Annotated in this window: 13 protein-coding genes and 4 tRNA genes; 11 read left to right on the top strand and 6 right to left on the bottom strand. The window is 58.3% G+C overall.

All coding sequences use genetic code 11. The annotated features are described in order from the left end of the window. Nucleotides 1–6: 6 nt before the first annotated feature. From M5M_RS09145 to M5M_RS19490, 6 genes are all read right to left on the bottom strand, one after another. Nucleotides 7–2727 (bottom strand): CHASE domain-containing protein, encoded by a 2721-nt coding sequence (locus M5M_RS09145; protein ID WP_015047208.1) that lies wholly within the window; start codon nt 2725–2727, stop codon nt 7–9. A gap of 129 nt (nt 2728–2856) precedes the next feature. Then, complete coding sequence (locus tag M5M_RS09140) at nt 2857–3444, bottom strand: PqiC family protein (protein WP_015047207.1); 588 nt, start codon at nt 3442–3444, stop codon at nt 2857–2859. Beyond that, nucleotides 3444–4415, bottom strand: a complete 972-nt coding sequence (locus tag M5M_RS09135; protein WP_015047206.1) for an MlaD family protein — start codon at nt 4413–4415, stop codon at nt 3444–3446. The genes M5M_RS09140 and M5M_RS09135 overlap by 1 nt, the downstream gene beginning before the upstream one ends. Then, a complete protein-coding gene (locus M5M_RS09130) occupies nt 4412–5167 on the bottom strand; it encodes an ABC transporter ATP-binding protein (RefSeq protein ID WP_015047205.1) in 756 nt (251 codons plus the stop codon). The genes M5M_RS09135 and M5M_RS09130 overlap by 4 nt, the downstream gene beginning before the upstream one ends. Next, the gene (locus M5M_RS09125) at nt 5164–6276 is read right to left on the bottom strand and encodes an ABC transporter permease (protein ID WP_015047204.1); all 1113 of its coding nucleotides are present in this window, start codon (nt 6274–6276) and stop codon (nt 5164–5166) included. Before M5M_RS09125 ends, M5M_RS09130 begins: the two co-directional genes overlap by 4 nt. A 54-nt stretch (nt 6277–6330) precedes the next feature. Continuing rightward, nucleotides 6331–6813 carry a cyclic di-GMP-binding domain-containing protein, MshE-related gene (locus M5M_RS19490; RefSeq protein WP_016389323.1) on the bottom strand — a complete coding sequence of 161 codons (483 nt, stop codon included), beginning with the start codon at nt 6811–6813 and terminating at the stop codon, nt 6331–6333. Nucleotides 6814–6920: 107 nt separating this feature from the next. On the opposite strand from M5M_RS19490, the gene M5M_RS09115 reads away from it, so the two are divergent. From M5M_RS09115 to tuf, 11 genes are all read left to right on the top strand, one after another. Beyond that, complete coding sequence (locus M5M_RS09115) at nt 6921–7982, top strand: COX15/CtaA family protein (RefSeq protein ID WP_016389322.1); 1062 nt, start codon at nt 6921–6923, stop codon at nt 7980–7982. A gap of 34 nt (nt 7983–8016) precedes the next feature. Continuing rightward, complete coding sequence (alr, locus tag M5M_RS09110; protein WP_015047202.1) at nt 8017–9123, top strand: alanine racemase; 1107 nt, start codon at nt 8017–8019, stop codon at nt 9121–9123. Continuing rightward, complete coding sequence (gene birA, locus M5M_RS09105; RefSeq protein WP_015047201.1) at nt 9123–10100, top strand: bifunctional biotin--[acetyl-CoA-carboxylase] ligase/biotin operon repressor BirA; 978 nt, start codon at nt 9123–9125, stop codon at nt 10098–10100. The genes alr and birA overlap by 1 nt, the downstream gene beginning before the upstream one ends. After that, complete coding sequence (locus M5M_RS19485; RefSeq protein WP_015047200.1) at nt 10090–10809, top strand: type III pantothenate kinase; 720 nt, start codon at nt 10090–10092, stop codon at nt 10807–10809. The genes birA and M5M_RS19485 overlap by 11 nt, the downstream gene beginning before the upstream one ends. A gap of 41 nt (nt 10810–10850) precedes the next feature. After that, on the top strand, nt 10851–11549 hold the full coding sequence (locus M5M_RS09095; protein ID WP_015047199.1) for an SPOR domain-containing protein: 699 nt from the start codon (nt 10851–10853) through the stop codon (nt 11547–11549). A 56-nt stretch (nt 11550–11605) separates the two neighbouring features. After that, nucleotides 11606–11681 (top strand) — tRNA-Thr (locus M5M_RS09090). A 92-nt stretch (nt 11682–11773) separates the two neighbouring features. Further along, nucleotides 11774–11857: transfer RNA gene (locus tag M5M_RS09085), tRNA-Tyr, on the top strand. A 14-nt stretch (nt 11858–11871) separates the two neighbouring features. Further along, nucleotides 11872–12111: a hypothetical protein gene (locus M5M_RS19875; RefSeq protein WP_015047198.1), complete on the top strand. Its 240-nt coding sequence runs from the start codon at nt 11872–11874 to the stop codon at nt 12109–12111. Then, nucleotides 12102–12175, top strand: a tRNA-Gly gene (locus M5M_RS09080). The genes M5M_RS19875 and M5M_RS09080 overlap by 10 nt, the downstream gene beginning before the upstream one ends. Nucleotides 12176–12210: 35 nt before the next feature. Continuing rightward, a tRNA-Thr gene (locus M5M_RS09075) sits at nt 12211–12286 on the top strand. An 83-nt stretch (nt 12287–12369) separates the two neighbouring features. Further along, entirely contained in the window at nt 12370–13563 is a 1194-nt protein-coding gene (gene tuf, locus M5M_RS09070) for an elongation factor Tu (protein WP_015047186.1), read from the top strand. Nucleotides 13564–13609: the final 46 nt, after the last annotated feature.

Genomic DNA, 13609 nt, shown 5'->3' with positions numbered 1-13609 from the left:
TACCGATCATTGCGGCAGGTGCTTGCAGATTGTGCTGATCAGTGCGGCTTCGTCGATGGGCTTACCCACATGGTCGTTCATACCGGCCGCAAGGCAGGCGTCGATATCACTGTTAACGGCATTGGCGGTCATGGCGATGATCGGCAGATTCTCATGGCCGGGCATTTGCCGGATGGCGGCCGTGGCCTGGTAGCCGTCCATTTCGGGCATCTGAATATCCATCAGTACCAGATCAATATCCGGGTGCAGGGCCAGCTGTGCCAGCGCATGGCGGCCATTTTCTGCCCCGGTAACCTTGGCGCCAAAGTCTTCCAGCAGGAACGTGGCTAGTTCGCGGTTAATGGCGATATCTTCGACCAGCAGCAGGTGTTTATCTGCCAAAGGTTGTTCGGCGAGGGGCACCTGAACCGGATAGTCCGTTGCGGTCGCGGCCGGTTTGAGTGGCAATGTGACGCTCACGCGAGTGCCTGTTCCTTCCTGACTTTCTATCGCAATCCTGCCCCCCATCAGATCGGTGAGGCTTTTACAGATAGCCAGCCCAAGCCCGGTGCCGCCATATTGGCGGGTGGTGGAGCTGTCGGCCTGTGAGAAGGCGTTAAACAACTGGGCCTGTTTGTTATGGCTGATGCCGATGCCGGTATCCGACACAATAATCTCTACCTGTGGCCCGGCGGGCGTAGAGGCAACATAATTGACGCTCAGGGTTACCTGGCCTTGCGGGGTGAATTTCAGGGCATTGCCACACAGGTTGAAAAGTATTTGCTCAATCCGGAGTGGGTCACCGTTGAATAATGGGGGAAGGGGGTGAGGCACGTCGAGCTCAAACGCCACCTGCTTGGTTTCGGCCTGAATGGAAAAAATGGCCGTCATCTTTTCCAGAATTTTCTGCAGTGAAAAATCAATGTGTTCCAGCGTGAGTTGACCCGCACCGATTTTCGAGTAGTCGAGCGTGTGGTTTATCAGCGACATCAGCGTGTCGGCTGCCAGGCGGGCATTGGTAAGCAGGCTGGATTGAGATTGGTCCAGGTCCGTTTTCAGGCAGCGATTGATTAATAATGTGACCGCGTTGAGCGGGGTTCTGAGTTCGTGGCTCATGTTGGCGAGGAAATCTGATTTGGCCTGGTCGGCGGCTTGAGCTTGCTTCACCGCTTTTTTCAGGCTGCGTGTTTTACGTAGCACTTCCCGCCCGATTTGCTCATTGGTCCCGGTCAGTAACAGCAGCAAGGTCTGGAGCAGCGCGGTAATCAGGAAGCCAAGCGTCAGTATGCTCCAGCTGGTCCAGTCTTTGGTTGCCAACAGGTAGGTTTGGTCTGGATAGATGCTGGCCTCCAGAGTGCGACCGCCAAAATCCAGGGTGAAGTGGCGCGCACTGAATCCGCCGAGCGGGGGCTGGGGGGCGGCGATTATGAGCACTGGTTGATCGGCCTCGGTAATGTCGCGTAACTGCAGCCCGTACCGCAGTGCTTGCGCTTGTTGCGTCACCTGGTTGAACAGATCGATGGTCCTGAAAATGCCACTGACAAAGCCCAGTAATTGCTGTTCACGATAGACCGGCAGGTAGAGAATGAGTCCTTCATGTTCGCCGTTATTCTGTACCAGTGTCAGCGGCCGGGTGGCGGCCGGACGTCCGGTGCTGATCGCCTGGTCCAGTGCCGCTCGTCGGTCCGGGCGGCTCGCCAGGTCAAAGCCCAGCGCGCGTGTATTGGCCTCCAAAGGGAAAATATATTGTACCGGGTAGTAGGTATCTCTCAGATCCGCCGATTCCAGCTCGTTGCGGCCATTCAACTGGCGTATGTGAAAGCCGTCGAGCCCCTGCGCCTGGGTGTCCCGCTCAAATTGTGCGCGTTGTTCCGCTGTCACTCTGGGGTTCCAGGCTACCCCGAACAAGCCGTGGTTGTGGATCGACAGGGTTTGTGAAAACCGTTCAAACGCCGCCCAGTCAAACTCACTCTGGCTGGTAAACAGTGCCTGATGCGCCGCGAGGTTTTGTGTTGCTCCTGAAAACACCTGCTCCAATGCATGAAACAGCTCGGCGCAATCGGCATCAATATCTGCCTCAATCTGTTGATGCCGGCTTTGCTTGGAGAAGCTGAACAGCAGTGAGACGCACAGCAACAGGACGCAGGAGGGCACGAGAATTTGCCAGCGGCGGGCGCGGAATGGCGAGGCTTTGCGCGAAAATATTTCTAGCGCCAACGGGGTAATCAGTAATGCGCCGATCGCGTCACCCACCCACCAGGTGCTCCAGGTGAACAAGGCGTTATCCGGCGTAATAATGCCCCGCTCATACAGGATGCTGACGCCGATTGTGGCGGCAATCAGGCAGCTTGCGGGTGCAACAATCAGCATGAAGCGGGCGATCGCCTGTGGGGCGTCGAAGGTCCGTGCCTGGCCAAGCAGTTGCCGGAACAACCAGGCGCCGGCCGCGGCTTGGAGTATGGCGCCGCAGGCGATCACTGCCGGCGTGATCAGACTGATCAGATTCAGCTGTGCTACGTTGCTGATGACACCGAGGTTAACGGCAAACGACCCGAATCCAATGCCGAGCAGTGTAATGAGGCCTGGTCTGAGCAACGCAAACGTCAATGCGACCCCCGCGGCGGGCCAGACGGCGGAGGCGAAGCCGGGTGGAATGGCCAACAGCAGGCCCAGCTTACCGGCGAGGTAGTAGGCCAGCGCCGGTAGGAGCAACTGAAGCAGGATGCGAAGTGGGGGTGGCCGGTTCATAGGCCAAGTCTAGCAGGCCCTTTACAGGCTACTTGTGCAGTTTTCGTGTGGGCAAGCAAAACCGGAGGGTGGCGGCGCGTCCAGGCGAATGGCTGTTTTTCACTGTGTCCTTACGCGCCCTTCTGACCGTCATTTTGCCGGCGACGGTGTGGCATTGGCCAGATGGGGCGCGATCTCATCGCTCAGTTGTTGCAGGAGTGCGCTGAGCGCCCGCGGCACAGCCTGGTTGTCGCGATCAAGTGGCGTAGATCGATAAAAATGCTGCTGAATCACAGGTGCGGGTTGGTCAACGGTCCATAGGGACCAGCTGGCGCTGAGCCAGAGTTGCTGGTCTCGACGACTGAGGTCGTGCATATCTAATCGTACACTGATGGATGGGGCCTGGTCCCGCCGCCAGGGAAACAAGGTAAAGCCGGTGTCCGCGTGCTGGCCGGTTAGGTTAAGGGCAATGACCCGGGCAATCCCCGCTTGCAGGGGTTCTGCCCACATCATGCGCGCAGGACTCCACAGGCTGCCGTCTGCATTCTGCACGGTCAGTGTCGGCCGGGTCAGATAATCAGCCACTTTTACCGGCCCCACACCCACCACCCGGGTGACCGGGGTAGCGCTTTGCCAGGCACCAGGTGATTGGGCCTGGAGCAAAAAGTGTTGGCGTGCAGGGCTGGCTGCGCAGGCCCATAATCCGCTGGCAATAACAATCAATAACAGGTGTTTCATCAGCGTTCTTCCTCCCGTCCACGCCACAGGGCGTCCGGTTCAGCGTCAAGACTTTCGGACAGTTGCCGCAACGCGCGCGCGGCCCGGCTCACATCCTGCAGGCTGCGATCCAGTCGGTTGAGCACGATAGAGTCTTCAGAAAACGTGTGGTCGATATTCTTGGCGGCCTTGTCAAAACTCAGCAGGCTTTGATGCAGCTGGTCCAGACTGGCCTGCAGGTCATTGCTGATATTGGGCACTTCCTGGTTCAGCCGATTCACCAGCCGGCGGGTGTCCTGCAGCCCCGCATTGAGTTCGTCGCTGGTGGTTTTCAATTCGCGGTTCAGATTGTTTGCCGCCGCCTCGATGGAAGACAGGGTGCGTTTGGCGCCCTCGAACGTGGTTTCAATCTGGCCGCTTTCCACCAGCTCGGTCACGCGCACAGCCAGCGTGTTGATGTTACTGACGAGACTTTCGATATTGATATTCTGGAATTTGGCCGACAGCTGCTCAAAGTTGGTGGCCATGGTCGGGATTTCAATGGCATCACTCGCAACACCTTTGAAGAGGGCGTCGACGTCCGGATGAAAATCCAGTTCCACATACAGCAGCCCGGTCAACAGACTCTGAAAGTTCAATTGCGCGCGCAGGCCGTTGGCGATGGCTTCGGTCAGAAACTGGGTGCCGGCTTCGCGGCCTTGGGCGGTGACACGCTTGAGTACAAGGTCGGCTTCCACGGTGGTGAATACCGAGGCGGCACTTTCCTGGAAACTGATGCGGATATCCGTGATCTCACCGATGATGACACCTTTCAGTTTTACCGGGGCGCCCACCTGTAGGCCTTGCACTGAACCACCAAAGTACATCACCACCGGTTCCTTTTGGGCAAACAGCCGGCCGCCGGAGAAAAACAGCATGGCAAAGAACGCCAGCATAAGGGCGCCGGAAATAAACGCGCCGATGGCAAAACTGAGTTTCCTGTTGTGACTCATGACGTCTCTCTATTGAGAAATTGTGTAACCCGGGGGTGGGCGCCGCGGGCCGCCATTTGCTGCGGTGGCCCGGCATCCAGCATGGTGTTGGTCTGGTTGTCCAGGAAAACCCCGTTGGTGCCAATGGATAAAATACTGGGTAACTCGTGGGACACTATAATGACCGTTGAATTCAGCGCTTGGCAAATCTCTACGATTAATTGATCCAGTCTGAGCGAACTGATGGGATCGAGCCCTGCCGAAGGTTCATCAAAAAACAGCAGCTCGGGGTCGAGCGCAATGGCGCGTGCCAGACCGGCGCGTTTTTGCATGCCACCGGAAAGTTCGGCGGGGTAATATTTTTGATAGCCCGCCAGGCCCACGAGCGCCAATTTGTAATCCACGGCTTCAGCGATCTGCTGCTCGCTGTAGTCGGTATAAAGTTGCAGGGGCAGGGCTACGTTTTCGCCCAGCGTCATGCTGGAAAACAAGGCGCCGGTCTGAAAGGTAATACCCCAGTTCTGCATGAGTGAGAGTTGGGTGTCGTGGTTGGCGCCGTAATACTCAGTGCCGTTGTATAAAATCTGTCCCTGTAACGGTGGCAGCAGTCCGATCATGCTTTTCAGCAGCGTGGTCTTGCCGCAACCACTGCCGCCAATCACAAAAAAAATATCGTTCCGGTTGACGGTAAAGTTCAGCGCCTGCTGAACCCGCCGTTGCCCGTAGCCAATGGCCAGGTCGCGCACTTCAACAAAGGCTGCCGTGTCGTTCATATGCCCAGCTTGTCGTAAATAATGTTGATGCCTGCGTCTGCTACCACCAGGTAAACAATGGCGCGAACCACTGCCTCGGTAGTGGCTCTTCCGACTGCGGTGGAGTTGCGGCCGCAATTGATTCCCGCCTGGCACCCGGCAAGGGCAATCAGCAGCCCGAATACCAGGCTTTTGATGATGCCGGTAAAAATATCCAGCCAGTCCACGGCGCCCTGGGTTTGCTGCAGGTATTGCAGCAGCCCTACGTCCATGCCGGCCGCCACGATGGAGCCGCCGATGATGCCGATGATATCGGCATAAATGCACAACAGTGGCATCACGAATACCAGCGCCAGCACCCGCGGCAGCACCAGAAACTCCATGCTGCTCACGCCCATGACCTTGAGTGCGTCTATTTCTTCGTTGACCTGCATGGTGCCGAGCTGCGCGGCGTAGGCCGCGCCGGTGCGGCCAGCCATGATCACCGCGGTCATCAGTGCGCCCATCTCCCGCACCATGCCCAGCGCCACCAGGTTGGCAACGTAAACCTGTGCGCCCCACTGGCGCAGCTGAATGGAACCCAGGTAAGCCAGAATCATGCCGACCAGCAGCGCAATCAGGGAGATGATCGCCAGGCCCTCGGGACCGGATTGTCGTATGAAAAACGCGATGTCCCGCCGGCGCGTTTTGGTGCGCCCGCCGAGCCATCGGCCAAAGGCCAGCGTCAGATCGCCGATGAATATCATCTGGTCCTGTATCCGGTGGCCGGCCCGGATGGTGGCTTCTATCCAGCGTTGGCGCAGACTGTGCCGGGCCTCGGTCTGATCGGCATCGGCCACTTTGACGCCGGTAGCCAGTGCCAGTAATTGCTGAAGGCTGGCGGGGAGTTGGTCGGTTGTCAGCGGGATGCCTTGTGTTTGGCAGTGGCGGGCTAAAGGATACAAGGCCGCGGGCAGGGCGGTGTCCCAGCGTCCTAAGTGCTCAGCAGACAGGCTGAGGCTTGTGAGGTTTTCGGGCAGTTGTGATAGCAGCTGTGATCCCAAGGGCGCGCTACCGCGCAACCAATCGCCGTTGATCTGCAGCTCACCGGCGCGATCATTAAGCGTGAACTGGAACTCTCCCTGCACCATGCCGGTCCCGAATCAATCCTGTGGTGCGACTAGCTTAGCGGAATTGGTCGCAGATCAAAACTGGTAGCGAATCTCCAGTGATACTTTGCTTGCACTCCAGCGGGCCTGGTATCGCACGCCTTCGGTGCTGCTATCGGCGCCCAGAGAGTAACGGCCTTGCAACAGCGTCCATGTGGGGGTGCCAAGCAGTGTTTTAACGGGGTTTTGCCGTTCGCCGGTGGACTTCTTGGCGCCAGTACGCGCACTGCTCGATTGCGCGCCGATCCGCTCCACCAGTTGATCCGTCAGCCGTTGGGCTTCTGATGCGCCAACCGGTGCCGCTGCCGCGCCGAGGCTGCCCATGAGCAACGCTGCGCGGGCAAAGCGCTGCCAGCGTAGCGCCCGCTTTAACTGGCGTTCGCTGATGCTGGCCTGTGCCAACAGGATCTGCCCGAGCGGCAACTGACTGCGGGCCTGCTCCCTGATCGCGCGGTTCAGCTGTTCTTCACCAATCCAGTTACGGGCGAGCAAAATATCGCCCAAGCGTGCGGTACTCATATGTTTGACCTGCAGGATATTCAATTAAGTTTATCCAGCCTGGCACTTGTGAGTTATACGGAATCAAACTTAGACTGTGGCTGCTTATGCAGTGCTGGAGAATAAAAATGATTGACCGCACCCCGGGCCTGAATGACCGCAACCTGGTGATCTGGTTGTTCGTATGCGCCCTCACCATTTACGGCATGATTGTGTTGGGCGGAGTAACCCGCCTGACCGAGTCGGGCTTGTCCATCGTGGAGTGGAAACCTGTAGTAGGGGTGTTGCCACCCTTGAACGAAGGCGAATGGCTGCAGGAGTTCGAAAAGTACCAGCAGTATCCCGAGTACCAAAAGGTCAATACCGGCATGGACCTGGCGGGCTTCAAGCAGATTTTCTGGTTCGAATATCTGCACCGGTTGCTGGGCCGTCTGATAGGCGTGCTGTTTTTTTTCCCGTTGGTGGTGTTCTGGTGGCGTGGTCAGATCCGTCCGGCGTTTAAGCCACATCTGTCGGCTTTGTTTGTATTGGGCGGCCTGCAAGGCGTGCTGGGTTGGTATATGGTCAAAAGCGGGCTGGTGGATAACCCGCGCGTCAGCCAGTACCGTTTGACCGCCCATTTGGGGTTGGCGGTGCTTATTTATGGCTACATACTCTGGCTGATTGCCCGATTGCTGTGGCCTGCGCAATCGGGTGCACGTCACTGGCTGGCCCGGCTGGCGGTGCCGGCCACCTTTGTGATGATCTTGTCTGGCGGGCTGGTGGCTGGGATCCGCGCAGGACATGCCTACAATACCTGGCCGCTGATGGCGGGCCAGTGGATTCCGCCCGGCCTCTATGACTATTCGCCCGCCTGGCTGGCTGCGTTTGAGCAGATCACCACAGTACAGTTCAACCACCGTCTGCTGGCGTACCTGCTCACTGTCTTGTTAGTCCTGTTGGCCGTGCGTTTGTGGCGGGATAGTGCACATACGCGTCCATGGGCGCTGTTTCTGCTCGCAGCATTGGCGTTGCAGGTTTGTCTTGGCATCAGCACGCTACTGTTGGCGGTGCCCATCTGGCTGGGCGCACTGCACCAGGCCGGCGCGGTTTTGCTGTTCAGCGCTGTGTTGATGGCGGCCTATCACTCGTCGGTTGGTGTCACCCGGCAAAAAGAAACTGTCAGAGCGGCTACCGTCAGTGTGGGTTAGTGCGTAATATTGTGCGCCTGCAGTGGAGGTGCCTATGCACGACGGAATTCTGACCATTGATCTCGATGCGATCGTCGCCAATTGGCGGCAATTGGCGGCCCGTGTGGCGCCCAGTGTGTGTGCGGCAGTGGTCAAAGCCAATGCCTATGGGCTCGGGATGGTGCCGGTGTCGCAGGCGCTGTGGCGCGCGGGTTGTGCCAATTTTTTTGTGGCCACCACTGACGAAGGCCTTCTCCTGCGAGAAGCTTTACCGCAAGCCCGCATAGTGGTGCTGGGCGGCGTGCGGCCCGGGCGAGAGCAGGGCTTTGTGGAGGCGGGATTGTGGCCCAGCCTGTTTTCCCTCGATGCCATCGAGCGTTGGTTGGTGGCGACGGCGGCCAGCGGCACCAGTGCGCCCTGCGTAATAAATCTCAATTCGGGCATGACCCGGCTGGGAATGTCGCCGCAGGAGTTGCAGCGTTTTATTGAGAGCGCTGACGCCGAGCGACTGGATGTAAAAATCTTCATGAGCCATCTGGCCTGCGCAGATGAGCCCGGGCACCCGCTGAATCAGCAACAGCTCACCCAATACAGCCAATTGGTGCCGGCGGTGAAGGCCCGCTGGCCCGAGGTGGTGTTGAGCTTCGCCAACTCTTCCGGCATTTTCCTCGGTCAGGAGTTTCACTTCGACCTGGCGCGCCCCGGTGCCGCCATGTACGGCGTGAACCCGACGCCGGCCTTGCCTAACCCCATGCGCCCCGTGGTCAGTTTGCGTTTGCCGGTGATTCAGTACCGTACCATTACCGAGCCCTCGTGGGTCGGGTACAGTGCCACCGTTCAGGTTCAGGCGGGTCAGCGACTGGCTGTGGTGTTAGGCGGCTACGCCGATGGATTATTGCGGCGCCTGAGTAATCGCGGCGAAGGCGAATTGGCCGGGCATCGGGTGCCAATCATCGGTCGGGTCTCCATGGACGCCACGATTTTTGATGTCAGCGCCATCCCTGAGGCGCAGCTGCCGCCCATCGGCGAGGCCTGGGTCGATATGTTGAGCCCGGTACTGGATGTCAACCTGGTGGCCGAACACATGAATACGATTGGTTATGAAGTGTTGACGAACCTGGGTAGCCGCTATCACCGCAACTATGTGGGTGGCGCGTCCTGATGGCTGAGACGAGGGCGCTGGATGCGCTGGTGTTGCGTTTGGCGGACGGCGAATTCCATTCGGGCGAGGATTTGGGGCAGCTGCTCGGCGTATCCCGGACGGCGGTGTGGAAACAGCTACAGAAGTTGCATGAATACGGTCTGGCGGTGGAGTCGGTCAAAGGTAAAGGGTATCGGCTGCCCGCCGTCCTTGACCTGCTCGACCCGGCCATTATTACCACACAGTTGTCCGCCCCGGCCCGAAGCCACCTGGATATTGTTCATCTATATTGCACCGACTCCACCAATACCCGGGCCGTGGAGGCGAGTGCGCAAGGCATTCACGGGCGGGTTTGGCTGGCAGAGCAACAGACTGCCGGTCGCGGGCGCCGCGGGCGCGCCTGGGTCAGCCCGTTTGCGGCCAATCTGTATCTGTCCATGGGTTGGCACTTCTTTGGTGGCGCTGCCGCCCTGAGCGGACTCAGTCTGGCGGTGGGGGTGGCCTGCGCCCGTGCTCTCGCATCGCTTGGGTTGACGGGGCTGCAGCTCAAGTGGCCGAACGACCTGTTGGTGAACGGTAAAAAGTTGGGCGGCATTCTGCTTGAAATGACGGGTGACCCGGCCGGTGAGTGCCGGGTGGTTGTCGGGGTCGGGCTGAATGTGGCGATGCCGCCAGCGACTGCGATCGACCAGCCGTGGGTGGATCTGGCCTCGCTGGGTGTCAAGGTGACCCGCAATGATCTCGCGGCTGCGGTACTGAGCCAGATGCACGCAGCGCTGGAGCAGTTTGCCCGGGAGGGTTTCAGTGCTTTCCGCAGCGAGTGGATGGGGCTCGACGCATTTGCCGGTGTGCCTGTGACCTTGTCCAGTGCCGCCACTGTGCATCGGGGGGTGGCGCGGGGTGTCGATGCCTCCGGCGCCCTGCTGCTGGAAACCGATGATGGTGTTCAGGCAATGCATGGCGGAGAGCTGAGTTTGCGGGCAGGTCATGATCGTTGAGTTTGACTGCGGGAACACGGCGGTTAAATGGCGCACGGCGGATGGCGCGCAGCGGGGTGGACAACCCTGGGCGGCGCTGAAGGCCAAGGCCGGTTTTGATTTCAGCGGGCTTGGCTTGCCTGCGGGGCTGACGAGGGCGCGCTTGGCTTCTGTGGCCGGCGAGGCAAGAACCGGTGCGTTAGTGAATTACCTGGCGTGCACGCCCGGTATTCCGGTGGCATTGGCGCAGGTGGTGCCGGGTGCTAATGGCGTTAGCTGTGGTTATGCAGCGCCAGAGCGGCTGGGCATAGACCGGTGGCTGGCTGTACAGGCTGCGCTCGCATTGGTGCCAGACGCGCGGTTGTTGGTGGTTGATGTAGGCAGTGCGGTCACACTGGACGTGTGTGAGCCTGGTCGGCATTTGGGTGGCTTTATTGGCCCCGGGCTTCAGTTGATGCGCACAGCTCTGTACAGTGGCACCCATGCCGTCAAGGTACCGGACTTGCCCGGCACTATGCCGCTGGCACCGGGGGTGGATACGCAGCAGGCGGTGTCTGGTGCCTTGGCGCTGATGCTGAGCGGGTTAGTGCATGAGACGGCACGGCGATTTGGCCCGGTGGATTACTATCTGTTTACCGGCGGCGCGGGCGGCCTGCTGGCCCGGGAGTTCACGCCTTCGCGTTTGGTCCCCGATCTGGTGCTGGATGGGTTGGCCTTGGTGTTGCCCTAGGCTGGAATAGAGTTAAAGAACAAGGATCACTGGTTTTCAGTATGCGATTGGTATTTTTTGGATTGTTGGCATTAAACCTTTTGGTGCTGGGCTGGACCCTGCTGTCGCCGGCGGACGAGCCCGCGGCTGTGGTGCGTGCCGCGCCGGATGTGGCTCCTGCTGGGCAGTCGCTGACGCTGATTGCCGAAATGGATAGCGATGTGCAGGCCGCGTTGCAGAAAACCCAGAAGCCCGCCCCGGACAGCAGCGAAGCTGTGTGTACCCTGGTGGGACCTTTTGTGGATTCGGATCGCGGTGCCATTGTGCGCGAGCGTCTGCGTGCGCTGGGGGCCGAGTCTAATCTGCAGTCCCTTGAAATACATGCAGGCGAGTCTTATTGGGTCTACAACCCGCCCGAGCCATCCCAGCAGGAGGCGCTGCGGCGATTGCACGAGTTGCAGGCCAAGCAGATCGATAGTTACCTGATTCCCGGGGGCGAGCTGGCTAATGGTATTTCCTTCGGGGTGTTTACCCAAAAGCCCTTGGCCGAGCAGCGAATGGCCGAAATGCGCAGATTGGGGTATGACGCCAAAATGTTGGCCAAACCCCGCATTCAAAAAGAGCTCTGGCTGGTGCTGGGACCGGGCCAGGCTGCCCGGATTGGCGATGAGGTCTGGTCAAATCTGCTGCCGCCCGACGCCAAACAAGAGATTAGGCAAAATTTGTGTTCAGCTGTTGCGTCCTCGGATAAGTTTCTCTAGAATCGCGCCTCCACATTACAGGCAGGCCTGAAAAGGTGTGTTTTGGGTGGTTTTTTGCTGGTGTAGCTCAGTTGGTAGAGCATCTGACTTGTAATCAGGCGGTCGAGGGTTCAACTCCTTTCACCAGCTCCATTTTTATTAAGCATTGTGCTCTAAGCCTGTGAATTTATTCATAAAAATGGTTGACAAGCACAAGCTTGAGCCGGAGAATTGCCGGCTCTTTGGCAGGGGTTCCCGAGTGGCCAAAGGGATCAGACTGTAAATCTGACGCGAAAGCTTCGATGGTTCGAATCCATCCCCCTGCACCATTATTGAAGTCCAGATGCTGAATCTGGCAGTCGCTGGAAAGCATCCCCGTTGGGGATGGAGTGAGAACCAGAGAGATGGTTCGACGACCAGCGAAGCGCAGGCGAGCGCCGCGATAGCGGCGACCGTAGGGAATAATCCATCCCCCTGCACCATTATTGAAGTCCAGATGTTGAATCTGGCAGGCGCCGCCAAGGTGGTGCTCAGTTTCGGATTGGCTGTTGCCGGAAATGTTCGTCAGTCAATGCGGGCATAGTTCAATGGTAGAACCTCAGCCTTCCAAGCTGATGATGCGGGTTCGATTCCCGCTGCCCGCTCCAGTCTTCTGGCTGGGGTGAATAGATGTAAGGTTTACGCTCTTGTAGCTCAGTTGGTAGAGCACACCCTTGGTAAGGGTGAGGTCACCGGTTCAACTCCGGTCAAGAGCTCCAGTTTCCGCAAAGGCTGGCCTTTTGCGGATTTTTGTTTTGTTTGAAAAACGGTTTCGCGCCCCTCTAAACAGGAGACGATGGCAATGGCTAAGGCTAAGTTTGAACGTAACAAGCCCCACGTAAACGTGGGCACCATCGGTCACGTTGACCACGGTAAAACCACTCTGACCGCAGCTCTGACTCGCGTATGTGCGGAAGTTTGGGGCGGTGAAGCAGTTGCTTTCGACGGTATCGATTCTGCGCCAGAAGAGCGTGAGCGTGGTATTACCATCTCTGCTGCTCACGTAGAGTACGATTCACCTGTGCGTCACTACGCACACGTAGATTGCCCGGGCCACGCCGACTACGTTAAGAACATGATTACCGGTGCTGCCCAGATGGACGGCGCTATCCTGGTATGTTCCGCTGCTGACGGCCCCATGCCGCAGACCCGCGAGCACATCCTGTTGTCCCGTCAGGTAGGTGTACCTTACATCGTGGTATTCCTGAACAAAGCTGACATGGTAGACGACGAAGAGCTGCTGGAACTGGTTGAGATGGAAGTTCGTGAGCTGTTGAGCCAGTACGAATTCCCAGGCGACGACACCCCGATTATCATCGGTTCTGCGCTGATGGCCCTGAACGGTCAGGACGACAAAGAAATGGGTACTACCGCTGTTAAGAAGCTGGTAGAGACTCTGGATTCTTACATTCCTGAGCCAGAGCGTGCCATCGACGGTGCCTTCCTGATGCCAATCGAAGACGTATTCTCTATCTCTGGTCGCGGTACTGTAGTAACCGGCCGTGTAGAGCGTGGTATCGTGAAAGTGGGCGAGGAAATCGAGATCGTTGGTATCCGCGACACCACCAAGACCACCTGTACCGGTGTTGAAATGTTCCGCAAGCTGCTGGACGAAGGCCGTGCTGGTGAGAACGTAGGTGTTCTGCTGCGTGGTACCAAGCGTGACGACGTAGAGCGTGGTCAGGTTCTGTGTAAGCCAGGTTCAATCAAGCCGCACACCAAGTTCCAGGGCGAAGTATACGTACTGTCCAAGGACGAAGGTGGTCGTCACACGCCATTCTTCAAAGGCTACCGTCCTCAGTTCTACTTCCGTACCACTGACGTAACTGGTGCAGTTGAGCTGCCAGAAGGCGTTGAGATGGTAATGCCAGGCGATAACATCCAGATGGAAGTTACCCTGATTGCACCTATCGCAATGGAAGACGGTCTGCGCTTTGCGATCCGTGAAGGCGGTCGTACCGTAGGTGCGGGCGTTGTTTCCAAGATCATCGAGTAATGATCTGTGCCGGCAGGCTGGGGTGAAGCCCCGGTTTGCCGGTTTT

Origin of the sequence: Simiduia agarivorans SA1 = DSM 21679 (assembly GCF_000305785.2) — a bacterium.
Lineage (GTDB): Bacteria > Pseudomonadota > Gammaproteobacteria > Pseudomonadales > Cellvibrionaceae > Simiduia > Simiduia agarivorans.
This window is presented reverse-complemented; position numbering and strand designations above follow the sequence as displayed.